This is a genomic window from Kocuria tytonicola (genome assembly GCF_003687175.1).
Lineage (GTDB): Bacteria > Actinomycetota > Actinomycetes > Actinomycetales > Micrococcaceae > Kocuria > Kocuria tytonicola.
The window spans coordinates 1-25,514 of the sequence record NZ_RDEX01000003.1; the positions used below are offsets into that span (position 1 = coordinate 1).

23 protein-coding genes and 1 riboswitch are annotated in these 25,514 nt (G+C 73.9%); of the genes, 11 read left to right on the forward strand and 12 right to left on the reverse strand.

The features are described from left to right. Nucleotides 1–266: 266 nt before the first annotated feature. From EAE32_RS09865 to EAE32_RS09875, 3 genes are all read right to left on the reverse strand, one after another. Entirely contained in the window at nt 267–1,799 is a 1,533-nt protein-coding gene (locus tag EAE32_RS09865) for an FAD-dependent oxidoreductase (RefSeq protein ID WP_121865045.1), read from the reverse strand. A 160-nt stretch (nt 1,800–1,959) separates the two neighbouring features. Then, nucleotides 1,960–2,283 (reverse strand): lycopene cyclase domain-containing protein, encoded by a 324-nt coding sequence (locus tag EAE32_RS09870; RefSeq protein ID WP_121846675.1) that lies wholly within the window; start codon nt 2,281–2,283, stop codon nt 1,960–1,962. Then, nucleotides 2,276–2,665, reverse strand: coding sequence for a lycopene cyclase domain-containing protein (locus EAE32_RS09875; RefSeq protein WP_121846674.1), 390 nt, complete (start codon nt 2,663–2,665; stop codon nt 2,276–2,278). The genes EAE32_RS09870 and EAE32_RS09875 overlap by 8 nt, the downstream gene beginning before the upstream one ends. A gap of 177 nt (nt 2,666–2,842) precedes the next feature. Between EAE32_RS09875 and EAE32_RS09880 the strand changes: the two genes are divergently transcribed. Together EAE32_RS09880 and EAE32_RS09885 are read left to right on the forward strand one after the other, a co-directional pair. Then, a complete protein-coding gene (locus tag EAE32_RS09880) occupies nt 2,843–4,090 on the forward strand; it encodes a cytochrome P450 (protein ID WP_240625218.1) in 1,248 nt (415 codons plus the stop codon). Between the two features lie 37 nt (nt 4,091–4,127). Beyond that, complete coding sequence (locus EAE32_RS09885; RefSeq protein ID WP_165860403.1) at nt 4,128–4,796, forward strand: DUF998 domain-containing protein; 669 nt, start codon at nt 4,128–4,130, stop codon at nt 4,794–4,796. Here EAE32_RS09885 and EAE32_RS09890 read toward each other — a convergent pair. From EAE32_RS09890 to EAE32_RS09920, 7 genes are all read right to left on the reverse strand, one after another. Further along, nucleotides 4,786–6,246: a glycosyltransferase family 39 protein gene (locus EAE32_RS09890; RefSeq protein ID WP_124035173.1), complete on the reverse strand. Its 1,461-nt coding sequence runs from the start codon at nt 6,244–6,246 to the stop codon at nt 4,786–4,788. The two genes, EAE32_RS09885 and EAE32_RS09890, sit on opposite strands and share 11 nt — an antisense overlap. A 2-nt stretch (nt 6,247–6,248) precedes the next feature. Then, nucleotides 6,249–7,466 carry a glycosyltransferase gene (locus EAE32_RS09895; protein WP_165860499.1) on the reverse strand — a complete coding sequence of 406 codons (1,218 nt, stop codon included), beginning with the start codon at nt 7,464–7,466 and terminating at the stop codon, nt 6,249–6,251. Between the two features lie 313 nt (nt 7,467–7,779). Next, the gene (locus EAE32_RS09900; RefSeq protein ID WP_121865049.1) at nt 7,780–9,030 is read right to left on the reverse strand and encodes a cystathionine gamma-synthase; all 1,251 of its coding nucleotides are present in this window, start codon (nt 9,028–9,030) and stop codon (nt 7,780–7,782) included. Nucleotides 9,031–9,184: 154 nt separating this feature from the next. Continuing rightward, nucleotides 9,185–10,531: an aminotransferase class V-fold PLP-dependent enzyme gene (locus EAE32_RS09905; protein ID WP_121865050.1), complete on the reverse strand. Its 1,347-nt coding sequence runs from the start codon at nt 10,529–10,531 to the stop codon at nt 9,185–9,187. 137 nt (nt 10,532–10,668) lie between these two features. Next, the gene (gene metE, locus EAE32_RS09910; protein ID WP_121865051.1) at nt 10,669–13,080 is read right to left on the reverse strand and encodes a 5-methyltetrahydropteroyltriglutamate--homocysteine S-methyltransferase; all 2,412 of its coding nucleotides are present in this window, start codon (nt 13,078–13,080) and stop codon (nt 10,669–10,671) included. A gap of 190 nt (nt 13,081–13,270) precedes the next feature. After that, complete coding sequence (locus EAE32_RS09915; RefSeq protein ID WP_121865052.1) at nt 13,271–14,266, reverse strand: methylenetetrahydrofolate reductase; 996 nt, start codon at nt 14,264–14,266, stop codon at nt 13,271–13,273. 45 nt (nt 14,267–14,311) lie between these two features. Continuing rightward, nucleotides 14,312–14,428: riboswitch (SAM riboswitch) on the reverse strand. Between the two features lie 71 nt (nt 14,429–14,499). After that, complete coding sequence (locus EAE32_RS09920; protein WP_121865053.1) at nt 14,500–14,817, reverse strand: hypothetical protein; 318 nt, start codon at nt 14,815–14,817, stop codon at nt 14,500–14,502. A gap of 291 nt (nt 14,818–15,108) precedes the next feature. Here EAE32_RS09920 and EAE32_RS09925 point away from each other — a divergent pair, with 291 nt between their 5' ends. The 5 genes from EAE32_RS09925 (at nt 15,109) to crtI (ending at nt 20,565) form a co-directional block, all read left to right on the forward strand. After that, entirely contained in the window at nt 15,109–15,978 is an 870-nt protein-coding gene (locus EAE32_RS09925) for a fructosamine kinase family protein (RefSeq protein WP_121865054.1), read from the forward strand. A gap of 198 nt (nt 15,979–16,176) precedes the next feature. Continuing rightward, nucleotides 16,177–16,746: a MarR family winged helix-turn-helix transcriptional regulator gene (locus EAE32_RS09930; protein WP_121865055.1), complete on the forward strand. Its 570-nt coding sequence runs from the start codon at nt 16,177–16,179 to the stop codon at nt 16,744–16,746. Beyond that, the gene (locus EAE32_RS09935; RefSeq protein ID WP_243635673.1) at nt 16,743–18,038 is read left to right on the forward strand and encodes a polyprenyl synthetase family protein; all 1,296 of its coding nucleotides are present in this window, start codon (nt 16,743–16,745) and stop codon (nt 18,036–18,038) included. Before EAE32_RS09930 ends, EAE32_RS09935 begins: the two co-directional genes overlap by 4 nt. An 11-nt stretch (nt 18,039–18,049) precedes the next feature. Then, on the forward strand, nt 18,050–18,946 hold the full coding sequence (locus tag EAE32_RS09940) for a phytoene/squalene synthase family protein (protein ID WP_121865056.1): 897 nt from the start codon (nt 18,050–18,052) through the stop codon (nt 18,944–18,946). Continuing rightward, nucleotides 18,943–20,565, forward strand: a complete 1,623-nt coding sequence (crtI, locus tag EAE32_RS09945; protein ID WP_121865057.1) for a phytoene desaturase family protein — start codon at nt 18,943–18,945, stop codon at nt 20,563–20,565. Before EAE32_RS09940 ends, crtI begins: the two co-directional genes overlap by 4 nt. A 195-nt stretch (nt 20,566–20,760) precedes the next feature. Here the strand turns inward: crtI and EAE32_RS09950 are convergent, their stop codons facing one another. Beyond that, a complete protein-coding gene (locus EAE32_RS09950) occupies nt 20,761–21,738 on the reverse strand; it encodes an LLM class flavin-dependent oxidoreductase (RefSeq protein WP_121846258.1) in 978 nt (325 codons plus the stop codon). 233 nt (nt 21,739–21,971) lie between these two features. Between EAE32_RS09950 and EAE32_RS09955 the strand changes: the two genes are divergently transcribed. From EAE32_RS09955 to EAE32_RS09970, 4 genes are all read left to right on the forward strand, one after another. Further along, a complete protein-coding gene (locus EAE32_RS09955) occupies nt 21,972–22,694 on the forward strand; it encodes an alpha-ketoglutarate-dependent dioxygenase AlkB family protein (protein ID WP_121846259.1) in 723 nt (240 codons plus the stop codon). A gap of 153 nt (nt 22,695–22,847) precedes the next feature. After that, the gene (locus EAE32_RS09960) at nt 22,848–23,375 is read left to right on the forward strand and encodes a flavin reductase family protein (protein ID WP_121846260.1); all 528 of its coding nucleotides are present in this window, start codon (nt 22,848–22,850) and stop codon (nt 23,373–23,375) included. A 261-nt stretch (nt 23,376–23,636) separates the two neighbouring features. After that, a complete protein-coding gene (locus EAE32_RS09965; protein ID WP_338067537.1) occupies nt 23,637–24,335 on the forward strand; it encodes a flavin reductase family protein in 699 nt (232 codons plus the stop codon). A gap of 227 nt (nt 24,336–24,562) precedes the next feature. Then, complete coding sequence (locus EAE32_RS09970; protein ID WP_121846261.1) at nt 24,563–25,117, forward strand: YceI family protein; 555 nt, start codon at nt 24,563–24,565, stop codon at nt 25,115–25,117. Between the two features lie 54 nt (nt 25,118–25,171). Here the strand turns inward: EAE32_RS09970 and EAE32_RS09975 are convergent, their stop codons facing one another. Beyond that, entirely contained in the window at nt 25,172–25,498 is a 327-nt protein-coding gene (locus EAE32_RS09975; RefSeq protein WP_121846262.1) for a hypothetical protein, read from the reverse strand. Nucleotides 25,499–25,514 lie beyond the last annotated feature (16 nt).

Below are 25,514 nucleotides of genomic sequence, written 5' to 3' on the forward strand. Positions count from 1 at the left end.
CTGCACTCGGTAGGGTGTGGGAGAGTAAGTCACCGCCGGAATACACGTCAGAAAAGAGGGTCGAGGCCCCACACCAGTAATGGTGTGGGGCCTCCCCACATTTAACAGCAGGGTTCTTGGTCGACGCGGGGGCCCGGCCCACCCAGGCACACCCCCCCCAGCCCAGCCCGACCCAGCCGGCCCAGCCCGGCCCGACCGGGCACTGCCGGCCGGACGGGGCACTGCCGGCCCGGCCGCGGCCCCGGGTGTTCTCCCTGCGGGGCGGTTCAACCCCTGCGGGCGAGCAGGCCCCGCATCGGCACGGTCCACACGTCCTCACCCGCGACACCCCACCGGGACAACAACGCGTTGCCCGCCAAGAACCCCGTCGTCGTCGCACGTTCCATCAAGGCCACCGGGTAGTCGCACCGTACCCAGTCGCCGGCCAGCACGAGACGGTCCATGGGCGTCTCCACGCCCGGACGCCCGGCCCAGTTCTCCGGCGTGATCAGGGCGCAGTCCTCCCGGAGGAGGAACTCCCGGTGGTGCACGCCGAGATCGGCGCACTCCGGGAAGACGCGGTGCAGCTCCTCCTCGAGGCGCCTCTCGAGTTCTGCGGCCTCGGGGGTGCCGGGCTGCACCCCGTCCTCACAGGCATAGGCGTGCACCTCCACCACGGACCCGTGGTGCTTGGCGGACCACTCTGCGGCCCCGGACTCGAAGCGTTCCAGGACGGAGACGTTGTCCACGGGGCCGAATCCGCTGGTTCCCACGAAGGCGGGCCGTTCGGCATCCACGAGGCCGTCGTACCAGAGCCGGAGCACGGCGAACGGGGGAGCGTTGCGGGTCTCGCCCACGGCGTCGCGCCACCGCGCGACGTCCGGTGACTGGGTGTGCGCCTGCAGACCGCCGATGAGCTCTCGTGCGGACCGGGGATCCGTGGCCAGGACCACGGCGTCGGAGGTGAGCGCGTCCTGCCCCACCTGGACGGTGGCGTGGTCGTCTGCGACCTCCACTGCCTCCACCGTGGCACCGCACCGGACGGTGACTCCCAGGTCCGCGAGGTGTCGTGCGAGGGGAGCCCAGATGGCGGCGTCGTAGTCGTCGGTGGGGACGTCGAAGATGAGGCCCTCCGCGGAGCCGATGAAGTAGGCGTGGAACATGGCCACGAGTTCCCCGGCCGCGAAGTCGTGGGGGGACGCAAAGAACGAGCGGGCGAAGACCTCGAGCGCGAGGTCCCGAGCGCCCTCGGGGAAGCGCAGCCGGTCGAGGAACATGGCCGCGGACTCCCCGTCGTAGGCGGAGAAGGTCTCGGGGAAGCGCACCTGCATCATCTCCAGGGCGGCCCTGGCGTTGACCTTGGCCAGGGTGCGGGGCGTGAACGCCGGGCTGCGCAGCACGAAGCCCAGGACGTTCCACGGCGGGGTTCTGGGGATGTGCGCGAAGGAGTCCCCGTGCCGGCCCTGGCGCAGCAGCGGGTAGTCGGTCACGGGGGTCAGCCGTTCCAGCGTGGGATCCGTGCGGCGCAGGAGCGAGCGCAGGTTGTAGTACTGCCGGAAGAACGCGTGGAAGCCGCGGCTCATGGTGCGGCCGTCGTCCAGCGGCCACGCGGCCACCCGGCCACCCAAGCGGTCCGTGGACTCCAGCAGGGTCACGCGCACGCCGCGTTCGGCCAGCACCGTGGCGGCCGCGATGCCAGCGATCCCGCCTCCGACCACGACGACGCTGCGCTCACCCTGGATCCGCTCCGCGCCGGTGGGCCCCGGGTGCCGCACGGCGCGGCGGTCTCGTCCGGGGTGGTTCTGTTCAGAAGTGCTCATCAGGGTGCGGCTTTCTCGTGGTGGGCGGGGACGGTGCGGGGGTGGGCGCGTCGTCGGCGGCGCTGCCGGTGCGGGTCCCCAGGCGGGGCTGGAGCGCGGCGGCGTCGTCGGGGGTGCGGGCGCGTGTCGTGCGTCCCGCTCGCCGGGCGGCCCGCGGAGCTCACTCCGCTGCTTCTGGGGATTCGCGGCGCTCCGCCCGGTGCCAGAGCATCATGGTCAGGGTCACCATGGCGAACCCGAAGCCGAAGTCCTCGATCGGGATGTCCCACGGGAAGCGGATGCCCGAGGAGGCCTCGGGGTTGTAGAGCACGATGGGGTCGGACAGCTTGGTGAGCCAGCCGTCCACGGGGATCTGGAAGGACTCGACGATCAGCATGGCCAGCCAGTAGGTGGCGGTGCGGAAGATCCCGGTGCGGGCCCACAGCAGCTCCAGGAGCACCACGGCGATGACGCCGAGGATGGTGAGAAGTGTGTACTCAGGCATCGGCGCGGCTCGCCTCCTGCGACTCACGGACCAGGCCGTCCGGCCACCGGAACCGCAGGGGCCCGGTCCCCCGCACGAGCCGGAGGATCTTGCCGACGGCCTCGTGGGTGAGCAGACCGCAGATGGGGATCACGATGAAGAACACGAGCTCCTCGAGCGGCAGGGCGCCCAGGTGGATGCCGGTGATGAACTCCGGGTTGTAGGTCCAGTGGTCACGGTAGATGCCCCACAGGTCCCGCGCCACGAACAGGACGACCACCGGCAGCATGACCTTGAGCAGACGCCGGGGGCGGCGGTAGACGCGGACCCCCACGATGAACTCGAGTGGCAGGGTGATCGCCACGCACAGCCCCATCAGCACGAGGTACTGGCCGTGATCCATTGCTGTCCTTCCCGTGCCGGGGCGCTCCGACTGCCCCCACCCTACCCGAGCACCTGCCACGCGGACTGGCCCCGGCTGGCTCCCGGACGGGCCCTGAAGCGGCCCGCGGACCGGGCCCCGCGGCGTCGTCCAGCGGGGCCGTAGACTGCCGTGCAGCGCAGGAGAGGGAGGCACAACGTGGTCGACGAGTCGGATGTCCGCCGGTCCCGAAAGGCCGGGGAGGCCGAGAACCCCCGGGTGGAGCACACGGGGTCCGTGTGGCGGATCCGGGGTCTCACGGCGGCTCGGCAGGTGCTGCAGGCGCGCCACGCGACCACCCAGGCCGGCTTCACCGCGGAGGCGATCCCCCAGGGGTTCTTCCGCCACCACCCCATCCTGGTCTCGGACGGCCCGCTGCACGACGAGCAGCGCAAGGAGGTCGCCCGGTTCTTCGCCCCCGCCGTGGTGGCGCGCCGCCACCTGCCGGACATCGAGTCCCGCGCCGCGGCCTTCGCCGCCGACGCCGCCCGCGCGGGTGGGACGTGCCTGCTGGACGAGCTGGCCCTGCGCTTCACCGTGGAGGTGACGCGGGGGATCGTGGGCATCGACAACTCCTCGCTGGACGGGATGTGCCGCCGCCTGGTGAGCTTCTTCAACCAGCCCCCGCTGGACGTGACCAAGCCGGACTACGGGCGCACCCGCGCGCAGTGGGCCCGTGCGGCGTTCAACGCCCTGGTGCCCATTGCCCGCTTCTACCTGGCGGACGTGCGCCCCGCCATCCGGGCCCGGCGCAGGAACCCGGGGGACGACGTGGTCAGCCACCTCCTGGCAGAGGGATACTCCACGGCGGACATCCTGGTGGAGTGCGTCACCTACGGCACCGCGGGGATGGTGACCACCCGCGAGTTCATCGTGATGGCCGCGTGGCACCTGCTGGAGAACGACGAGCTGCGCGCCCGCTACCTCGTGGCCGGTGAGAAGGAGCGCTTCGCCATCCTGCACGAGCTGCTGCGGCTGGAGCCGGTGGTGGGCCACCTCTACCGCCGCGTGCAGGAACCCGTGGAGATCACGGACGGTGGCAGCAGCTGGACCGTGCCGGCGGGGGACCTCGTGGACATCTGCGTGCGCCAGACCAACACCGATCCGCAGGCCGTGGGGGAGCACCCGGCCGAGGTGTGTCCCGGGCGGACGATGCCGCCCGGCGCGGACGCCACGGGCATGGCCTTCAGCGACGGGGCCCACAAGTGCCCGGGCCGGCCGCTGGCCATCACGGAGACGGACCGCTTCCTGCTGCGTCTGCTGGGCCACGGGCCCGTGCTGGTGCAGGCGCCCACGCTGGAGTGGGACAACCTCATCGAGGGGTACATCCTGCGTGGGATGCGCCTCCGGTTCCCGGCGGCGGGCGCGGCTGACACGGAGAACACGGAGGACTCGTGCCCGAGGTGACCGGGCGCGCACCCCGGCGGCGCGCGGGGCAGTCGCGGTGAGACGCCGTGCGCCCCTCGACGGCCCGGAGCCGGAGGCGGCGTGGGACGGCGCCCGGCTCGGGGCGCTGCTCGTGGTGGCGGCGGTCCTGGTGGTCGCCCTCACCGCCGTGCTGACGCTGTCCACGCCGGGCACCGCCTACGTCTGGTACGAGAACATGATCAGCGACCTCGGGGACGGCGAGTGCCGGGTGCGCGGGGGCCGGTGGATCTGCTCCCCCGGCCACCGGGTGTTCAACACCGGGATCGCGCTCGCCGGGGTGCTGCTCCTGGCAGCGGGTGCCTGTCTGTGGGGCCGGTGGGGCAGGGTGCTGGCGGGCGGCGTCGTCGTCATGGGCGCGGGTCTGGTGGCCACCGGCGTCTTTCCCGCGGGGAACAGGGCGGGCCTGCACCTCGCGGCCGTGGTGCTGGCGCTCGTGGTCCCGGCCCTGGGGTTCCTGGCCTCGGGGATCCGCCCGGGCACCCCGTGGCTGCGCCGCCGCCGGGGTGCCCGCGTGGTGCTGGCCAGCACCGCCCTGCTGTTCGCCGCCGTGAGCCGGCTGCCGGGCGGTGTGGTGCCGGCCGGTGCCGGAGAGCTCGTGATCGTGGGCGCCATGCTGCTTGCGCTGCTCCTCGAGGCGGGGTGCCTGCTCCTCCGGGAGCCCCGCGCGCAGGAGGTCAGCCGCTGAGCCGACGGAACCGGGGCCACAGTGTCTGCCAGTCCGCCTCGGGCCCCTCGCAGTGCAGCACGGGAACGTCCACGAGATCCGGGTGCACCACGGGCCCGGTGCGCGGCGAGGGCCCCGGTGTGCAGGTGGCGAAGGCGTCGCGCTGCGCGGTGGCGTGATCCCCCACCAGCACCACCCGCTGGGAGCGCGGCGGGCCGAGCTCCCACAGGCCGTTGTGCCCGGAGTGCAGTGCCTCCCGGTCCGCGGCGCTCCCGTACCGGTCCACGGCACCGGCCAGCGCGTAGCTGTCGACGACGACGTCCTCCCCGGCTCCCCGGGCGCGGCTCACCTCGCCCGCCAGCGCCGGCCACCCGAGCTGGTCCCGCGCGGTGGGGTTCACGGTGGCCTGCACGCCCACCCAGGGCTGGGTGGCGGGCAGGACCGGGAGGCAGATGAGACAGGCCACGGCGGCGTTGGCCGCGACCACGGTGCACCTCCTGGGCCGGCTCCACCGTCGCCGCACCCGCGGGCTCGTCCACCCCAGGGAGAGGGCAGGCAGCAGCGCACCCGCGGGGTAGTGCGGCTGGGAGGGGGAGACGAGCGTGAAGGCCACCACGAGCAGGACGGTGGGCAGCAGGAAGCGCGCGGCACGCTCACCGCCCCGCCAGGGGTCCAGCAGGCCGTCCAGCGCCACGCGCACGAAGGGCGGTCCCACGAACAGCACGAGCGCGGGCAGGAGCAGCAGCCGCACGGTGGTGCCGTGCTGCTCCACCAGCCCGGCGGAGACCTGGGACATGGGCATCCCGTGGCTCAGCTGCGCCCACAGTTGGGGTGCCGCGATCACCAGGAACAGGCCCGCACCGATCCAGGTCTCGGCCCGGGCCAGCAGCCACCGGCACGTCATGCACAGGGAGACGAACACCGCGGCGAGCAGCACCACGACGAGCAGCTTGTTCCAGCAGGCCGCACCCGCCACCACGCCCGCCCATATCAGCAGTCGCGGTCTGCCCTGCGCGGCGCGCAGCACCAGCAGGAGGGTGAGCTCCCACGCGAGCAGGTCGATGGCGCTGGTGGTGAAGATGTGGCCCATCAGCAGGGGGTAGACGGTGAACGCGTGGGCCCAGGCCGCGAGGCGCTGCGTCCACGGGCCGGCGCCGAGGGCACGGGGGAAGAGACTCGCCACGAGGGCACCCGCCGCGGCCGCGGCGATCGCGGGCAGCCGCTGCACCCAGAGGTCGTCGCTGACCCGCGCCGCGAGCCACGTGAGCCACACCGTGAGCGGCGGCTGGTCCACGTACCACCAGTCCAGCGGCAGGGCCCGGAAGTACAGCTCGTCCCAGTGCGGTCCGTAGCGCCCCGCGGTGAGGAGCAGCACCACCGCGACGGCGAGCATGGGGACCGCCGCGATCCGCAGGGGGGACAGGGCCGTGGGCACCGCGGTGGAGCCCGCTCCCCGAACGGCGTGCGCCACGCTCACCGGGCCGCCGCCGGGCTCAGCCAGTCCTCGATCTGCTGCACCGCCCGGCCGCAGCCGTCCTCCCCGCGCACCCGTTCGGCGAGCAGCTCGGCGCGCGCGGCGGTGACCGGGTCCAGCGCCTCCTCCAGGGCCCGGGCGAGGCCGGGCCCGGTGAGCGTGCGCCGCGGCAGCGGGCGGGGAGCCACGCCCAGGGCGTGCAGCCGGCTGCCCCAGTAGAACTGGTCCGCCACGTGGGGAACCACCACGGACGGCGTTCCCGCGCGCACCGCTGCGGCAGTGGTGCCCGCGCCCCCGTGGTGGACCACCGCGCGCACGCGGCGGAACAGGGCCTCGTGGGGCTGCTCTCCCACGCAGACCACGTTCGGGTGCACCTGCCCGCGCAGCTTCCCGAGCTGGGCGACGGCGCGGACGCCTGCGCGCTCGCAGGCATCCCCCACGTGCTCCAGCACGGCAGAGGGGTCCCCGCGCTGGTTGGAACCGAACCCGACGTAGACCCAGTCCCCGCGGGACAGCAGCTCCGCCACGGGACGGGACAGGGCGGCGTCGTCGGAGGCGGACCACCAGCCGGTGACCACTCCCCGCGGCGGGAGGGCGGGCAGCAGCTGGGGGCTGAAGGCGTAGAGCGTTCCGGCGGTGGCCGTGGTGAGGCCCACCGGGTGGCGCGCCGAGAGGTGGAGGCGGCCCCGGCGCCAGGTCCCGGCCACGCCGCCCAGGTACGGTTCGGCGCGGCGCAGGGCGCGCCGGGCCGCACGTCGTGCGGGGGCGGGGGCACGCCACGAGTAGGGCAGCAGGGGCATGGGCCCGGCGAGCCCCGGGTACTCGGGCCACATGTGGGCGCGCACCACCGGGACGTGACGCTGCAGGGCGGCGTGGACCGCGGCAATCGAGAACGTGGAGGCCACGAGCACATCCGCGTGCCGCAGCGCCTCCCGTGCGGGCGCGTAGCCGGAGTGCAGGAAGTCCGCGAACAGATCCCGTGAGCGGTTCAGGTCCCGGGGGTTCCAGCGCAGGGCGGCGCGTCCGGCGGGACCGGCCATCAGCGCTCGCGGGTCGCTCGGGACGGGGAGCACGCGCAGATCGGGAGGCAGGGAGTCCACGGCGGAGTCGTGGGTCACGAGGGTGACGCGGTGGCCCGCCGCGCTGAGCCGGGAGGCGAGGTGGGCGAACGGGACGACGTCCCCGCGGCTGCCGATCGCGGATACAGCGACCTCCACCCGATGCGCTCCTCGTCCGTCCCACTCCGTGCCCCGGGCGGCCGGCCCCATCCGGTGAGGATCTGGGGGAACGGCGGTCCGGTGGCTTGTGCCCCCATGGTAGTGGGTGGCGGGGGTGGCTGTTCGGACGCCGCCGCCGGGTGGTGCGGGCGGCGCGCGTGACGTTCGGACGACGCCGCCAGGTTGCGGGGCTGGCTGGGTGGTCGCTCGGACGACGACGCCGCCGCCGGGTCCGGTGGGCTCCTGAGGTCCGGCGGGTGCACGGCCCGTTTTCCGGCGCTCCCGTCCTCCGGCGCCCCACACTCCCACCCGCTCACGCGGCGCGTGCCACGCTGCTGGTGTCCCTGCTACCCCTGCTGTCCCCGCTGGCCGCCCCAGCGGCGGCGTCCAGCGCCTGCTCCAGGTCCGCCAGGTGGTCCGCGAGGTCCTCGATCCCCACGGACAGCCGCACCAGGTCCTCCGGCACCTCGTACGGGGTGCCCACCCGGGAGGCGTGGGTCATGCTTTGCGGCACGCACGCCAGGGACTCCACACCGCCCAGGCTCACCGACAGGCTGTAGAGCCGGGACGCGCGCACGAACTCGTGGGCCGCGGCCACACCTCCGGCCGGGCGGAACGAGACGATGCCCCCGAAACCGCCGTTGAGGGTCCGTGAGGCCAGCTCGTGCTGCGGGTGCTCCTCCAGGCCGGGGTAGTTCACCTCGGCCACGTCCTCCCGGGACCGCAGGAACCGGGCGACCTCCAGCGCGTTGACGCAGTGCCGCTCCACGCGCAGCGGCAGGGTCTTGAGACCGCGCGCGGCCAGGAACGCGTCGAACGGGCCGGCCACCGCACCGCACGCGAACTGCTGGAACGCCATCAGTTCGGCGAGTGGCTCACCCCGCCACGGGGCGTCGCCCACCACCACCGCACCGCCGAGGACGTCCGAGTGGCCCCCGATGTACTTGGTGGTGGAGTGCACCACCGCGTGGGCCCCCAGGGTCAGGGGATTCTGGAGGGCGGGTGTGGCGAAGGTGTTGTCCACGACGAGCAGGGCACCGGCGTCGCGGGCCACCACCGCCCACGCGGCAACGTCCGCCACTCTGAGCAGCGGGTTGGAGGGCGTCTCCAGCCACAGCACCCGGGTGACGCCCGGGCGGACGGTGGCCGCGGCGTCGTCGGCGGAGGCGGAGGGGACGACACTGTGCTCGATGCCCCACGAGGAGAGGACCTGGTCCACCAGGCGGAACGTGCCGCCGTAGACGTCCGACGCGAGCACCACGTGGTCCCCGGGAGCGAGGACCGCGCGGAGCAGGGCGTCCTCCGCGGCCATCCCGGAGGCGAACGCGAAGGCGCGCGTGCCGCGCTCCAGGGACGCGAGCTGCTCCTCGAAGCCGTTGCGCGTGGGGTTGGAACCCCGGCTGTACTCGTGGCCGCCGGTGCGGAACTCGTTGACCCCGTCCTGCACGAACGTGGAGGTCTGGTAGATGGGCGGGACCACGGCGCCGGTCACGGGGTCCGGCTGCTGGCCGTCGTGGACGGCGCGGGTGGCAAGTCCCGGCAGGGCGTCGGTGGGGCGGGTCATGGTGGGGCTCCTCGTCTGAACGGTGGTGGGCACTGCGGGCGGTGCTGCGTTCCGGCGGCGGACAGTGCGGGCCGCGGGGCACACCCGATGGTGGGTGCGCAGGAGACGCAGCTCTGAGGACGGCGTTCTGCGGGTCGCGCTCAGCGGCCGGCACTCAGCCGGCCGCGGCGGTCACAGGTTCTCGTGGGCGTGCGGGGGCTTGCGTGGCCGGGGCCTCAGCGGAGGGAACCGCCGCGGCGGGGGCGAGCCGCGCGAGCGCCCGCAGCAGGTCCGCCGTGAGCTCCGCCGGGTCCTCGAGCCCCACGGAGAGCCGCAGGGTCCGTTCGGTGATCCCGCTCGCCCGGAACTGCTCGGGGGTGAGCCGGCAGTGGGTCATGCCGGCCGGGTGGGCCACCAGAGTGCGGACGTCCCCGATGTTGGCCGCGAGCCGGATGAGCTGCAGCCCGTTCACCACGGTCTCCGCGTCCGCCGCGGTGCCGCGGACCTCGAAGGACAGCAGCCCGCCGCCCCCGCGGTAGCCGCCCTCCGCGTACAGCTCGTGCTGTCGCCCCTCGGCGAGGGACGGGTGGTGCACACGCTCCACCGCGGGGTGGTCCACAAGAACGGCCGCGAGTGCTGCGGCGGTGGCGGACTGGCGCAGCACCCGCACGTCCAGGGTGGCCGTGCCCTGCAGGATCTCGTGGGCGGCGGTGGCTCCCAGGCACGGGCCCAGGTCGTTGAGGTACTTGCAGCGGGCCACGCCCAGCACGGCCTTCTGCGCGCCGAAGACCTCCACCGGGGACCGCCCGCCCCAGCGGTGGTGGGCCTCGGTGAGCCAGGGCCAGCGGGCGGCGTCGTCCGCGGGGTCGAAACGGCCCGTGGCCACGAGCAGCCCGCCCAGGGGGCCGCCGTGCCCGGCGAGGTACTTGGTGGCCGAGTGCACCACGAAGTCCGCGCCGTGCTCCCCGGGCGTGCACAGCTGCGGGGTGGCCACGGTGTTGTCCACGAGCACCACCGCACCGTGGCGGTGGGCGATCCGCGCAATGGCCTCCAGCTCGGGCAGCTCGGTGAGTGGGTTCGCGATCGTCTCCAGGAAGAACACGCGGGTGCCGTCCCGCACCGCGTCCTCCCACTGCTGGGGAACGCGCGGGTCCGCGAACGTCACCTCCAGACCCGTGTCCGCGAGGCTGTCCGTGAGCAGGTCCACGGTCCCGCCGTAGATCCGCGAGGACACCACGGCGTGCGCGTCCCGCGCCGGTCCCGTGAGCGTCAGTAGCGCGAGCGCCACGGCCGCCTGGCCCGACGACGCCGCCACGGCACCCACCCCGCGCTCCCGCCGGGCGATCTCCGCCTCCAGCGCCGCCACGTTCGGGTTGCCCGTCCGTGCGTACGTGAACCCGCCGGCCCGCTGGGCGAACACCGCGCGGGCGTCCGCGAGGGTCTCGAACGCGTACGCCGCGCTGTGGTGGATGGGCTGGACGATCGGTGTCCCCAGCGGTGGGGGAGCCGTGGTGGTGCTCATGAGATTCTCCGTTCCTCGGTGGCCGTGCCGCCCGGTGGAGGCAGCGGCACGGCCACGCCGTGTGCTCTGGATCGCGGCCCGCTCGGGCCGTGCGGGCCGTCGGTGCCGTGGGGGTGCAACGCCGTGGGGTGCGGTGCTCAGCGCTCCGCGGCGAGGGCGGGCCGGGCGTCACGGGGCTGCGCGGCGGCGTCGTCCCGCGCGAGCTCCGCGCGCACCGTGACGGCCGCGGCGACCAGCCGGTCGAGGGCGGCCTCCGTCTCGGGCCACGCGCGGGTCTTGAGCCCGCAGTCCGGGTTGACCCACACGCGCCCCGCGCCGATGGCGTGCGCCGCGTGCCGCACGCGCTGGGCGACCTCCTCGAAGGTGGGAACGCGCGGGGAGTGGATGTCCCACACGCCGGGGCCCACGTCCCGCGGGAAGTCCGCGGCCGCGAGACCGGCCACGATGCCCGAGCCCGAGCGGGAGGCCTCCAGGGTGGTGACGTCCGCGTCCAGGCCCTCGATGGCGTCCAGCACGGTCTCGAACTCCGAGTAGCACAGGTGCGTGTGGATCTGGGTGGCGGTCCCGGCGGCGCCCGTGGCGAGCCGGAAGGAGCCCACGGACCAGTCCAGGTACGCGGGGCGGTCCGCCTCGCGCAGCGGCAGCAGCTCGCGCAGGGCGGGCTCGTCCACCTGGATCACGGCGGTCCCGGCGGCCTCCAGGTCCGCGATCTCGTCCCGCAGGGCCAGCGCCACCTGGTCCGCGACCTCGGCCGCGGGGACGTCGTCCCGCACGAAGGACCACGCGAGGATCGTGACCGGACCCGTGAGCATGCCTTTGACGGGCCGTTCCGTGAGCGACGCCGCATACCGCGTCCAGTCCACCGTGATGGATGCCGGCCGGGAGACGTCCCCGAACAGGATGGACGGGCGCGTGCACCGCGAACCGTAGGACTGCACCCAGCCGTGCTGCGTGGTGGCGAAGCCGTCCAGGGCCTCCGCGAAGTACTGCACCATGTCGTTGCGCTCGGGCTCACCGTGCACGAGCACGTCCAGGCCCAGCTCCTCCTGGGCGCGCACGGTCCGGGCGATCTCCTCGCGGATCGCCTCCGTGTAGGCGCCCTCGTCCAGGCGCCCCGCTCGGTGGGCGGCGCGGGTTGCGCGGATCTCGGCCGTCTGTGGGAAGGAGCCGATGGTCGTGGTGGGCAGCGGGGGCAGGTCCAGCCGCGCGTGCTGGGCCGCCCGGCGCTCCTCCGACGCCGCCCGCACCCGGTCCTCGGGCCGCACCGCAGCCGTGCGCTCGCGGACCTCCGCCCGGTGGGTGGCCGGGTGCGCGGCACGGGCGGCGCGGATCTCGGCGTCCTCGGCCAGGGGCTCCGCGATCGCGTCCCACCCGTGGGCCACGCCGCGGGCCAGGTCCGCCACCTCGGTGACCTTCTGGTCCGCGAACGCCACCCAGCGGCGCACCTCGGGGTCCAGCCCGGTCTCGCGGGCGGCGTCGTGCGGGACGTGCAGCAGCGGCGTCGCCGTGCCCACAGCCACCGGCCCGTGCGCCGCGGCGCGCAACCGGTCCAGGGTGTCCACGGCGCGGGCCAGGTCCGTGCGCCACACGGTGCGCCCGCCCACGACGCCGCCCACCACCGCACGTCCGCCCCACGCCTCGAGCGCGGCGGCCGAGGGCACGTCCCCGCGGTCGAGGTCCACGGCCAGGGCGTCCGCGTCCGTCCGGGCGAGGGCGAGCAGCGCGTCCTCCCCGGCCTCCCCGTAGCCCACGGTCACGAGCACCGCGGGCCGGTGCACGGGGTGGGTGAGCCGGGCGTAGGCGGCTTCAAGGGCCGTGACGATCTCCGCGCGGTCCACGGCCCAGCCGTCCGCGGCGAGCGCGGGCTCGTCCAGCTGCACCCACTGCACGCCAGCAGCCGCGAGCTCCGAGAGGATCGTGAGGTAGTGGCCCACCACGTCGTCGAGCCGGGCCAGCGGGTCGGCCGGGGCGTCGTCGGTGGTCTCGGGGCGGGACAGCAGCAGCAGCGTCACCGGGCCCACGAGCACGGGGCGGGTCCTGGTCCCGGTACGGCGCAGGGTGTCCCGGTAGCGGGACACGAGGCTCTCGGGGTGCGCGCTGAGGGGTGTGTCCGGCCCGATCTCGGGAACGTAGTAGTGGTAGTTCGTGTCGAACCACTTGGTCATCTCCAGCGGCTCCAGGTGGTCCGTGCCCCGGGACAGGGTGGTCACCAGCTCGATGCCGCGCGCGGTGTCCGGGGCGGCGGCACGGAAGCCGTCCGCGGCGAAGCGGGCCGGCACCGCACCCAGGGCGAGGGCGGTGTCCAGCACGTGGTCCACGGCGAAGCCCTCGCCGGGCACGGCGGCGTCGTCGGTCAGACCGAGCTGGGTGAGCCGCGTCGTCGTGCGCTCCCGCAGCTGCGCGAGGGTGTCCAGGACGGTGCTCGCGGGGTGCTCCCGCGGGTCCTTCCAGTAGGCCTCCAGGGCCCGTTTGAGATCGCGGTCCGGGCCGATCCGGGGATAGCCCAGGACGGTGGCGGTGGGGAACGCGGGGGTGTGCTGGGTGGTCATGGGAACTCCTTCGTCAGGGGTGTCAGGGGTTGTCTGGGGTGGAAGAGGGTGTGCGGAACCGCGCTCGCGGGCGGGTGCGCTCGCGAAACGGGTGGTGGGGTGTCTGAATGTCCGAGTGCCTGGGGGCCTGGGGGCCTGGGGGCGCGGCGCGCGGGTCCCCGGTTGGCTGCCGCCGGGGCTACGCCGCGGGCTACACCGCGGGACTGCGGCCGCGGTACTCCCGGGCGGCGTCCCGGACGCGCAGGTGCTCCAGGATGGTGAGTGCTGCCTCGGGCCGGTTGAACGTGTAGAGGTGGAACCCGGCGCAGCCCAGGTCCAGGAGGTCGTCGATGAGCGAGAGCGTGGCCGCGATGCCGCGGTGGCGCATGTCCTCGGGGGAGTCCGCGGCGAGGAAGTCCGTGAGGCGCCGCGGCACGGAGACGCCGGTGATCTCGGTCATCCGCCGCAGCCGCCGGGGGTCCGTGAGGGGCATCAGCCCGGCCACCACGGGGATGTGGATGCCCTCGGAGCGGGCCCGCTCCAGGAACCGGGCGTAGTCCTCGGGCTCGTAGAGCACCTGGGTGATCCCGTAGTCCGCGCCGGCCTCCTGCTTGTCCCACAGGGACGCGAGGTCCGCCTCGAAGTCACGCCCCCGCGCGGGTGAGGGGTAGCAGGCCACGGACACGGACAGCGGCCGGGTCCCGGGGCGGAACCCGTCCCCGAAACGACGCCGCTCCACGTCCCGCACGAGCCGCACGAGGTCCGAGGCGCGGTTCAATCCGCCCGGAGGGGTCACCCACTCGGCGCCGCCCAGCGGCGGGTCCCCGCGCAGGGCGAGGAGGTCGCGGACGCCGTCGTCCAGCAGCTGCTCCACGGCGCTCTCCAGGCCCGCGCGATCGGTGCCGCCGCACGTGAAGTGGGCCATGACCGGGGTGTTCGTGGTGCGGCGCAGGTGCCGCAGCGCCTCACGGGTGACGCCGGGGGCACCCGAGTGGCCGTGCGTGACGGAGAAGAAGTCCGGGCCGGCCTGGGCCATGGCGTCGATGCTGCGCCACACGGTGTTCGGGTCCGCGGTGGGACGTGGCGGGAACACCTCGAACGAGACGAGCGTGGAGCGGCGGGGCCGGCGCACGAGCCAGGACGTGCCCGTGGGAGGCTCCACCGGGTGGACGGGGGCGGTGCGGGCTGCTGCCAACGGTGCGGGCATACGAGAAAACCTCCGGCGGTAGGACGCCGGAGGTGTGAGATCCGAGCGCCGTACTTGCCGATCACGCGGTTGCGCGACGGCCGGATCGTCATCTGGGGCACCCCACTACAGCAGGAGGGTTGCCGTCCGGCCAGCCAGAGCTTTGCGCCGGAACTCATGATCCTTGATGTGCGAGCGACGGTAGCACGGGCCGCTGGTCTGTCAAAAGTCCGGGCGGCGGAGCGCCTTCGGCCTCAGCGGGGCGGATGCGCCGCCGAGCTGCCGCTGCGCGGGGCGTCCTCGGCGGCTGGTGCGGCCGAGGGGGCCTCCGGATCGAGCGGGTCCTCCGGGTAGCGGTCCTGGTGGAAGAGCCGCACCAGGGACAGCGTCACGGCGGTCAGGGTGAGGGAACCCGCCAGCAGCACCAGGAAGAAGGGCAGGACCGGGTACCTCACGGCCCAGTCGCTGGAGAAGTAGGAGCCGGCGTAGCCCACCGCGCCCAGGACACCGAGAACGGCGGCCAGGGCGTAGAGGAAGGTTTCGGGGCGGTGACGGTGCAGGAAGGGGGCCATGATGTCCTCGCAGCGGGTCAGCGCGGAACGGGTGTCACGAACGTGCGCCGACGCGTCCGGGTGCGCGGGCGCCGTCGTGCAATGGCGTGGGGCAGTGATGACGACATGCTAGCAACGCGGCGCATCGTGCCTGGTGAGGCGGGGGTCACGACGCGGCGGTGCGGCACCGTTGTCCATGCACACGCATGCCGTTGACGGGGGGCGGGACGCTGCGACGCGCCCCACCGCGACGGCTCTCCGAGACCTCCGCCGGCCCGTGCGCCTGTCGGAGCGCGGTGCTAGACAGGAGTCATGTCACACCTGGACCAGCTCCCCCGGGAGCTCGTGAGCGATCTTCACGTCCGCGCCGCCCACCCGCTCAGCGGCGGGGACAGTGCCAACGCCTTCCGCCTGGAGACCCCGGCGGGTCCTCTGTTCGCCAAGACCATGCCGCACGCCGCCGAGGGGGTCCTGCCGGTCGAGGCCGCGGGGCTGGAGGCGCTGCGCGCGGTGTGCCCCGAGGAGGTGCGGGTCCCGCGCGTGCGCCACGTGAGCGAGGACGCGCTCGTGCTGGAGTGGATCGACGAGGCCTCGGGCGGCCGTGACGCCGCCACGGAACGCAGCTTCGGCACCGGGCTGGCCCTGATCCACCGGGCCCGCGCGCCGCACGTGGGGTGGCTCTCCCCGGACCTCCCCGAGCGCATTGGATCGGCGCCCGTGGACCTCACCCCCACCGACGACTGGGCGGACTTCCTGCTGCGGCGCCGCATCGAGCCGCTGCTGCGCGAGGCGGTCGATGCCGGGAACCTGGACCCCGCGGCGTCGGGCCTGCTGGCGAGCCTCGCTCCGCGGGCCGCCGAGCTCGCGGGGCCGCCCGAGCCCCCGAGCCTGGTGCACGGAGACCTCTGGGCCGGGAACCGGGTGGTGGACCGCGCGGGCGCGAACTGGCTCATCGACCCCTCGGCGTTCTACGGCCACCGGGAGTACGACCTCGCCATGATGCAGCTCTTCGGCGGCTTCGGGCGGGACTGCTTTGCCGCCTACGACGAGACCTACCCCCTCGCCGACGGCTGGCACCAGCGTGTGCCGTGGTACCAGCTGCCGCCGCTGCTGATCCACGCCATCCGCTTCGGCGGGGGCTACGGCGGCTCCGTGATGAGGGCGCTGCGCCGGCTGGGCTGAGCGGCGGCGACGGCGCAGGCGCCCCGGCCGTCAGGTGCCGGACGTGCCGTGGAAACCGGTGGGGCCACCCTCCGGACATGCGCGGGTGCGCCGCCGGAGGTGGCACGCCGGACTGGGTGCACGGGGTTGGACAGCGTTCGCCCGTGTACCGCATGATGCTTACTAGATGATCTAACCATCGTGGACTCGAGGTGCGGCATGGACAGCAGCGGCGCGGAGCTCGTCAACGCCGGGCCCCACTCGCGTGCGCTGCGGCGGGTGATCACCCTGAACCAGGAGATCGGTTTCCAGGTGCGCCGCACCATGGGGCTGCGGGACACCGACTACACGGCCATGGCCCTGCTGCTGCGCCGCCCCATGGGCCCCACGGAGCTGGCCCGCGCGCTGCACATCACCACGGCCTCCGCCACTGCCATGGTGGACCGGCTGGTCCGCGCCGGGCACGTGGTCCGCGAGCCGCACGAGGAGGACCGCCGCCGCATGACGGTGCGTGCCGTGGACCGTTCCAGGGCGGAGGTGGCCGCCCACGTGGCCCCCATGGTGGCGATGGTCGAGGAGCAGCTCGCAGCCCTGGACGAGTCCGGCAGGCAGGCCGTCCTGCAGTTCCTCACGGGGACCGCGGCGCGCATGGAGGCCCACCTGGACGAGCTGCGGGAGCGCCCGGCGGAGAAGCCCGCTGAGACCCCCGCAGCTGGGCCCGCCGGTGCCATGGACACGGCGGCGCCCAGGCCGGGCGGGCGGCTCGGTGGCACCGGGGGGAGCCCGTGAGCGCGCCCGGACCGGACCCCTCCGCGATCCTCGCCGCTCCCCGCCCGTCCCGGGTGCGGGACACGTCCCCCGCGGCCTCCCTGCCGGTGGACGACGCCGCCTGGGTCCGGTTCCGCACCGCCGTCCAGCACGAGCTGGACGAGTTCTTCGCCGCCCCGGGCAACCGTGTTCCCGCCAGCCCGGGGTTCCCCGTGCTGTGGGAACGGGTGCGCGGGCAGCTGGCCGGCGGCAAGCTCATCCGGCCCCGCCTCACGCACATTGCCTGGTCCGCGTTCGCCGCCGCCGGTTCCGCCGGAGCAGCCGCACCTGGCCGCGCCGGCACACCGGCGCCCGGCCCGTCCGGAGCACCCGCCTCCGTTCCCGCGGGAGCACCCGCCTCTGTTCCTCCGGGGGCACCAGCGGCCGGCCCCGAAGGGTCCCCCGCGCACGAGCTGCCGGACCCGCAGTGCGTGCGGCTGGCGGCGTCGTTCGAGATGCTGCACGCCGCCCTGCTGGTGCACGACGACGTGGTGGACCGCGACTGGCGGCGACGCGGCCGGCCCACGGTGGGGGAGCTGTTCCGCCGGGACGCCGCCGCAGCGGGGGCACCTGAGCACGAGGCCGAGCACGCGGGGGAGTCCGCGGCGATCCTCGCCGGGGACCTGCTGCTCGCGGGCGCGCTGCGGCTGGCGACCACGTGCACCACCCACCCGGAGCGTTCGCGTGCCGTGGCGGACGTGGTCTTCGAGGCGGTGTCCGCGTCCGCAGCCGGGGAGCTGGACGACCTGCTGCTGTCCCTGCACCGGTTCGGGGCGGAGCACCCCGGGGTGCAGGACATCCTGGACATGGAGCGGCTGAAGACCGCCACGTATTCGTTCGAGGCGCCGCTGCGCGCGGGTGCGCTGCTCGCCGGGGCGCCCGCGGAGCAGGCCGAGCGCCTGGCCCGCGCGGGAGCGCTGCTCGGGGTGGGCTACCAGGTGGTGGACGACGTCCTGGGAACCTTCGGGGACCCCGAGGTGACGGGCAAGTCCGTGGACGCGGACCTCCGCTCGGGCAAGGCCACCGTGCTGACCGCCCACGGGATGCAGACCCCTGACGTCCGCCGGGTGCTCGAGGACCTCGCGGCGGGAACCACCACGGTGGCGGCCGCGCGGGCGGCCCTGACGGCGTCGGGCGCGCGGGAGGCGGGGGTGGCGCTCGCCACCGATCTCGTGGACCGGGCCCGCGGCATCCTGGACGGGCTCCCGCTGCCGCCGACCCAGCGCGAGCAGCTGCACGAGCTGTGCCACCACGTCCTGAACAGACACTCGTAGTGAGGACTTCCATGACCCACCCGGACGCGCCGCCCACCGCGTCGCTGCGCCTGTACACGGCCACCGCGCTGGCCGCCTCCGGGCGTGTGATCGGCGAGTACTCCACGTCCTTCTCCCTCGCGTGCCGCACCCTGCCCGCGGACGTGCGTCGGGACATCGCCGGGATCTACGCGCTCGTGCGGGTCGCGGACGAGGTGGTGGACGGCACGGCCGGGGCCGCAGGGCTGGACCCCGGGCAGGTGCGTGCCGCGCTGGACGGGTACGAGGCCGCGGTGGAACAGGCACTGGCCACGGGGTTCTCCACGGACCTCGTGGTCCACGGTTTCGCGGACGTCGCGCGTCGTCACGGCTTCGGTGCGGAGCTGACCGCACCGTTCTTCGATTCCATGCGCGCGGACCTTCAGGTCGCGGAGCACGACGGCGCCTCCCTGGAGTCCTACATCTACGGTTCCGCCGAGGTGGTGGGCCTGATGTGCCTGGAGGTCTTCATGGGCATGCCCGGCACCCGCGCGGGGACCCCGGAGCAGCGGGAGCAGCTGCGGGCCGCCGCGCGCCGGCTGGGGGCGGCCTTCCAGAAGGTCAACTTCCTGCGGGACCTCGGCGCGGACCACGACCAGCTGGGCCGCACCTACTTCCCCGGCGCGGACCCGGAGCACCTCACGGAGGAGCAGAAGCACGCCCTGCTCGCGGACCTCACGGCGGACCTCGACGCCGCCGTCCCCGGCATCCGCGCGCTGGACCGCCGGGCCCGCCGCGCGGTGGCCATTGCGCACGGTCTCTTCCAGGAGCTCGCGCGGCGGATCGCGCAGGTGCCCGCGCAGGAGCTCACCCGGCGGCGCGTGAGCGTGCCCCCCGCGGTGAAGCTGCGCATCGCGGCCCGCTCTCTGAAGGGATCGGTGGTGGCATGACACGCACGGTGGTGATCGGCGGCGGGTTCGCGGGACTGGCCACGGCGGGTCTGCTCGCCCGGGACGGCCACGAGGTGACGCTCCTGGAGCAGCAGGACACGCTCGGAGGGCGCTCCGGGCGGTGGTCCGCGGAGGGCTTCACGTTCGACACCGGCCCCAGCTGGTACCTCATGCCGGAGGTCATCGACCGCTGGTTCCGGCTCATGGGCTCCAGCGCGGACGAGCAGCTGGACCTGCGCCGGCTGAGCCCCGGCTACCGCACGTTCTTCGAGGAGCACCTGTACGAGCCCCCCACGGACGTGGTCAGCGGGGAGGCGGAGGAGCTCTTCGAGCGGCTCGATCCCGGGTCCTCGCACGCGCTGCGGGAGTACCTGGACTCCGGCGCGGAGGTCTACGAGCTCGCCAAGGAGCACTTCCTCTACACGGACTTCGCGCACCCCGCGGACCTGCTCCGCCCCGAGGTCCTCAAGAACCTGCCCCGGTTGGCCGGGCTGCTGAGCACCTCCATGAAGCGCTACGTGGCCTCCCGCTTCCGGGACCCCCGCGAGCGCCAGATCCTGGGCTACCCCGCCGTGTTCCTGGGGGCCTCCCCGGACACCGCGCCCGCGATGTACCACCTGATGTCCCACCTGGACCTCACCGACGGCGTGCAGTACCCCGTGGGCGGGTTCGCCGCACTCGTGGACGCGATGACCGGGCTGGTCCGCGAGGCCGGGGTGCAGGTCGTCACCGGCGCCACGGTCACGGGCCTGCGCGTGGACCCCGCCCCCGCCTCGCTGCGCTCGCGCCTTTCGGCCGCCCGCGCACGACGCCGCTCGGCCGGCTCCGTCACGGGGATCACCTACCGCGCGGCGGGCGCGGGCGTCGTCGGCCCCGGGGGCAAGGGCACCGCGGAGGTGACGGTCCCCGCGGACGTGGTGATCGGCGCGACCGACCTGCACCACCTGCAGACGCAGCTGCTGCCGGACCCGTTCCGCGCGCCGGAGTCCCGCTGGAACCACCGCGACCCCGGGCCCTCCGGGGTGCTCGTGTGCCTGGGTGTGCGCGGGAGGCTGCCGCAGCTGGTGCACCACAACCTGCTGTTCACCGCGGACTGGGACGACAACTTCGGGCGGATCGCGGACGGCTCGCCGCTCGCTCAGGAGACGTCGATCTACGTGTCCAAGACCTCGGCCACCGATCCGGGCACCGCGCCCGCGGGGGACGAGAACCTGTTCATCCTGGTGCCCTCCCCGGCGGTCCCCGAGTGGGGTCGCGGTGGGGTGAGCACGCCAGAGGTGCGCGAGCCGGGATCGCCCCGGGTGGAGCAGGTGGCGGACGCCGCGATCGCCCAGCTCGCACGGTGGGCGCGGATCCCGGACCTCGCCGAGCGGATCGTGGTGCGGCGCACCTACGGTCCCGGGGACTTCGCCGCGGACGTCAACGCGTGGCGCGGATCCATGCTCGGGCCCGGGCACACCCTGCGCCAGTCCGCCGTGTTCCGCCCGGGCGTGAGCGATCCCGGGATCGAGGGGCTGTTCTACGCGGGATCCTCGGTGCGCCCCGGGATCGGCGTGCCCATGTGCCTGATCTCCTCGGAGGTGGTGCGGGATGCCGTCCGCGGGCGTGGCCCGAACTGACGCCCGGGGGGGCTGACGCCGCGGCGTCGGCTCCCCCGGGCCGCGACCGTTGCCGTGCGCTCACGCGGTGTGGGCAGGGGGCGGCGTCGCCGTCACGCCGCTGCGGAACCAGCGCATGCCGGTGGTGGCGGGCGAGGACGACGGCGTGGGTGCCTGCCCGGCGCGCTGTGGGCCGCACCCGCGCCGAGCCGGGGCTCAGGACCAGTGGTTCGCGAGCAGCTCCATGGACTGCAGGACGTCCGGCTGGCGGGTGGACAGCGGCGAGATCATGAGTTCGTCCGCGTCCGCGTGGTCCGCGAACCGGCGCAGGTAGTCCACCACGGTGTCCGGGGTGCCGGCGCCCATGTAGCTGAGCATGTGCAGGATCTGGGACGCGGCGGGGGAGGCCATGACCATGTCCATCTCCTCGTCCGTGAACTCGCGCCCGCGCCCCACCATGGCCTTCACGCGTGCCCGCTGGGTGGCCTCGAGCTGGCGGGCCGCATCCTGCGCGTCCTCGGAGACGATCACGTTCACCGCGGCGATCACGTACGGCTCCGCGAGCTGCTCGGAAGGCTGGAACTGGGAGCGGTACGCGGCCACCGCATCCACCAGGGCGTCCGGGGCGAAGTGCGAGGCGAACGCGTAGGGCAGACCGTAGGCCGCGGCGAGCTGCGCTCCGAAGAGTGACGAGCCGAGGATGGTGAGCGGCACGTTCGTGCCCGCACCCGGCACCGCCCGCACGCCGGGGACGATCGACTGGTCCCGCAGGTAGCCCTGCAGCTCCTTGACGTCCTGCGGGAAGTGCTCCGCGGCCTCGGGGGAGCGGCGCAGCGCCTGCAGGGTGCGCGGGTCCGTTCCGGGGGCGCGGCCCAGCCCCAGGTCGATGCGCCCGGGATGCAGCTCCGCGAGGGTGCCGAACTGCTCCGCCACGGTCAGCGGGGAGTGGTTGGGCAGCATCACGCCACCCGAGCCCAGCCGGATCCGTTCGGTGTGGGCCGCCACGTGCGCGATCAGCACGGCCGGGGCGGAGGACGCGATGGTGGGCATGTTGTGGTGCTCGGCGTACCAGACGCGGGAGTAGCCCAGCTTCTCGGCGTGCTGCGCGAGCGTCACGGAGTCCGCGAAGCTCTCACCCACCGACTGGTTCTCCCGCACGGTGGCGAAGTCGATGACGGACAGGGGCAGGGCCATGACGGAACCTTTCCAGACGAAAACTTGCTGTGGAAATAACGTGGCGGGCGGCCGCGGTATTCCAGGGCCGGGGCCCGCGCGGTGGGGCGGCCCCTTCCGTGCCGATGACGGGTGCGGCAGTGACGGCGTCCGCGGGAGGGGCCCCGTGGGGGACGGCCGCCAGGGTGTCCGGGCCGGGGAGGCGGGGTGCGGCGTCGTCCCCTGGTGTCGGACGGGGACTCTAGGCTCGCCCCATGGCCGAGTACGAGCTCGACGAACTGTTCACCGTGCCGCGCGGGCCCGCCGTGCTCGCGCCCGGGGCCGTGCACGTCCCGGACTGGCTGGACCCTGCCCGCCAGCAGGAGCTGGTCACGCAGTGCCGTGCCTGGGTGCGGGCCGCGCCCATGACGCACCACGTGATGCCCGGCGGTGGGCGGATGTCCGTGCAGTCGGTCATGCTCGGCGCGGGCGGCGTGGACTACCGCTACGGTGCGTCCGCGGGGCGGCGGCTGCTGGAGCTGCCGGACTGGCTCGTGGAGCTCGGCCGCCGGGCGGTCGCGGACGCGTACGGCACGGAGGACGCCCCCGCGGCAGTGGACCCGGGGTTCGACGGTGCTCGCCGGGTGGCGCAGGAGCACCGCCCCGACTCCGCGCTGGTCAACTTCTACGACGACGCGGCGCACATGGGCATGCACCAGGACCGGGACGAGTTCTCCGCCGCGCCCATCGTCTCGCTGTCCCTCGGGGACACGTGCGTGTTCCGCCTGGGCAACACCGAGACCCGCACGGCGCCGTACCAGGACGTGGAGCTGCGCTCGGGGGACCTGTTCGTGTTCGGGGGGCCCTCGCGCTATGCGTTCCACGGCGTACCAAGGGTGCTTCCTGGCACCGGGGGCCGCAGGCTCGGGCTGCGCCAGGGCGGGCGGCTCAACATCACGCTGCGGATGACGGGCGGACGCGGCGCCGGGGCTCGGTGACGGTGTTCGGCGGCGGTGCGTGCCCGGTGGCGGTGCGGGCTCGCTGTCCCCGTGTGCCCACGTGAACTGCAGCGCCGCTGCGCCCGCAGGCGGGGCACACCCCGGGGAACCGCCGGCCCTGCGCACGGGGTGGGTCGGTGGAACACTGGGGCCATGGAGATCGAGCCCGTGGACAGCCATCCCAGCGAGACGCAGGTGGAGCGCTACCGACGCCTGGCCGCCGAGCACGCCTCGGGAGTGGGTGTGGTCTGCTCGCGCTACCGCGGCAAGGACCACGCGATCACCGTGACGGCGTTCGCGGACGTCTCCTACGACCCGCCCACCATGCTCGTGTGCCTGTACGACATGGGGCGGATGTGCGAGGCCGTGGCGGCCTCCGGGTCCTGGACGCTCTCGCTGCTGAGCGCGGGGCAGCGTTCGGTGGCCAACTGGCTCGCGAGTCCCGGCAACCCCGTGGACGGGCTGCTGGACTCCGTGCCGTTCCACCGCACCGAGCGCTCCGGGACGCCGGTGCTCGACGGGTGCCTGAGCTGGTTCGAGCTGGACACCGTGTCCACCCACACGGCCGCCACGCACCTGGTGGTGGTCGGGAGGGTCACCGCCATGGGAAGGGGCGAGGGCACGGCCGCCACCTCTCGTCCGCTCGTCCACTACGCGAGGGAGTACAAGAGCATCGGATGACATGGAATCGACCGAGCCCCGGTGCGGCGCCGGGAGCGGCTGGGTATCCGGTCTGCCGGGTGGTTGTGAGTGGCGCGCGGCTCCCCGCAGCCCCAGTTGCGGGGTATCTGTGGGCTCAACGGTGGAGTTGCAGGTGCGAATCTGTCCCCCACTGTGACGTCCGTTTGCCCCGTGTGGACCAGAATGTGGACCTCGGAACCGTGCCCCGCTCGGGCGATTCCTGGCAGGATCGAAGCGTAGTGGGAGAGCGAGGACCGGGCCGTGGACCCCGGAGCAGCAGCCGTGGGAGAGGACCAGATGATGCCGCACCGTGCCAGTAGCGAGACCCGCCACAACGCCGTGACCGTTGAGCGGGGCGCGCTCGCGGAGGGCGTGCCGGAGACGGGTGGGGAGGCGGAGCGGGTGGCCGCGCAGGCCGTGGACCTGGTGGCCCCCACGGAAGCGCTCCACAGCGACCCCCGGCTCACGGAGGGCTTCAAGTCGGCCTTCGGGCAGCACCCGGCGGGCATCGCCATCATCACCGTGGCCGGCCCGGAGGGGCCGGTGGGGCTCACGGCGTCCTCCGTTTCCTCCATCTCCGCGGATCCGCCCATCCTGGGCTTCTCGCTGCAGGCCAAGCGCGGCTCGGCCGCCGTCGTGGCCACCGCGGACTCCTTCGTGGTGCACTTCCTGGACTCCGACAACGTGGAGCTCGCCCGCTCTTTTGCCATCTCCGGCGCACCCCGCTTCGGCGCGGACATGGACTGGGACACCCTGCCCACGGGTGAACCGCGGCTTCTGGGGGTGCGTCGGGTGCTCCGAGCCGTTCCCCTCGCACGCATCAAGGCCGGACCCGCGCTGGTGTTCAACGCCGCTGTGGTGGACGTCCTGGGGGAGGGGGGCTCCGGCAGTCCTCTGGTCTACCACCAGCGCCAGTTCCACGGTCTGAGCCACAACTCGGTGCTGGACCTCCCGCTCTGAGTAACGGCTGAGCTCTCGGGGGAGCGGGCCTGGAGCTGGGGTCGGGAGCGGCGGGGACACGGTTGCGGGCCGGTCTCCACGTCGAGGGGGAGCAGGCGGCCCGGGTAGGCAGTAAAAGTTTCCGAAGAACATGTTGACGCGTCACGCTAATGGCCGTATATTAGTTTCCGAAGCAAGCACCTGGGCGGTGCGGAGCCGCCCCCCACCACCAAGCTGAGGAGCAGATCATGAGCACTCTCGACGGAATGACCACCGGCACCTGGACCCTGGATCCCGCCCACACCGAGGTCGGGTTCTCCGTCCGCCACGCCGGCATCTCCAAGGTGCGCGGGGTGTTCGGCACCGTGTCCGGTGAGCTCACGGTGACCGAGGACGCCTCCCGCTCCACGGGTCTGGTGAGCATCGACGTGGCCTCCGTGGACACCAAGAACGAGGGCCGTGACAACCACGTGCGCTCCGCGGAGTTCTTCGACGTGGAGAACCACCCCGAGATGACCTACCAGATCACGGGCCTGGACCTCACGGACGGGGAGGGCACGGTGTCCGGCACGCTCACCCTGCGCGGGGTCTCCCGCGAGGTCACGCTGGACACCGAGTTCAACGGGGTGGCCGTGGACGCCTTCGGCACCACCCGTGCCGGGTTCACCGCCGCCACCACCATCTCCCGCAAGGAGTTCGGCATCACCTGGAACGCCGCGCTCGCGGCCGGCGGCGTGATGGTCTCGGACAAGGTGCGCATCGACCTGGACGTGGAGTTCACCGCTCCCGGTTCCCAGCACTGAGCCCCTGCCGCGCACACGAAGGCCCCCGCCGCACGGCGGGGGCCTCCGTGTGCGTCAGCGCAGCGACTGGGCGATGAAGTAGACCACCGGCACCAGCACGAGCCCCAGCAGGGCGAGCCTTCGCACGCGCACCTCCAGGCGCGCGGGATTGATGTGGTGCTTCCCGTCCGGGGTGTCCGCCGCGGGGCGGCGTGCGGCGTCGTCCGCCACGGGGCCCGGTGCGGACGGGGCGGTCGCGCACGAGCCGTCGGCACCCAGAGGACGGTCCGCGCCCTCGGAGCGGTCCGTTCGGCGCGCAACGCCGCGGGCGGCGTCGTCCGCTGCCGCGGAACCGGGTGGGGTGGACGGGTCCGGGCGCGGTTCGCCCTGCGGAGTGCTCACGGGGTCTCCTGACGGG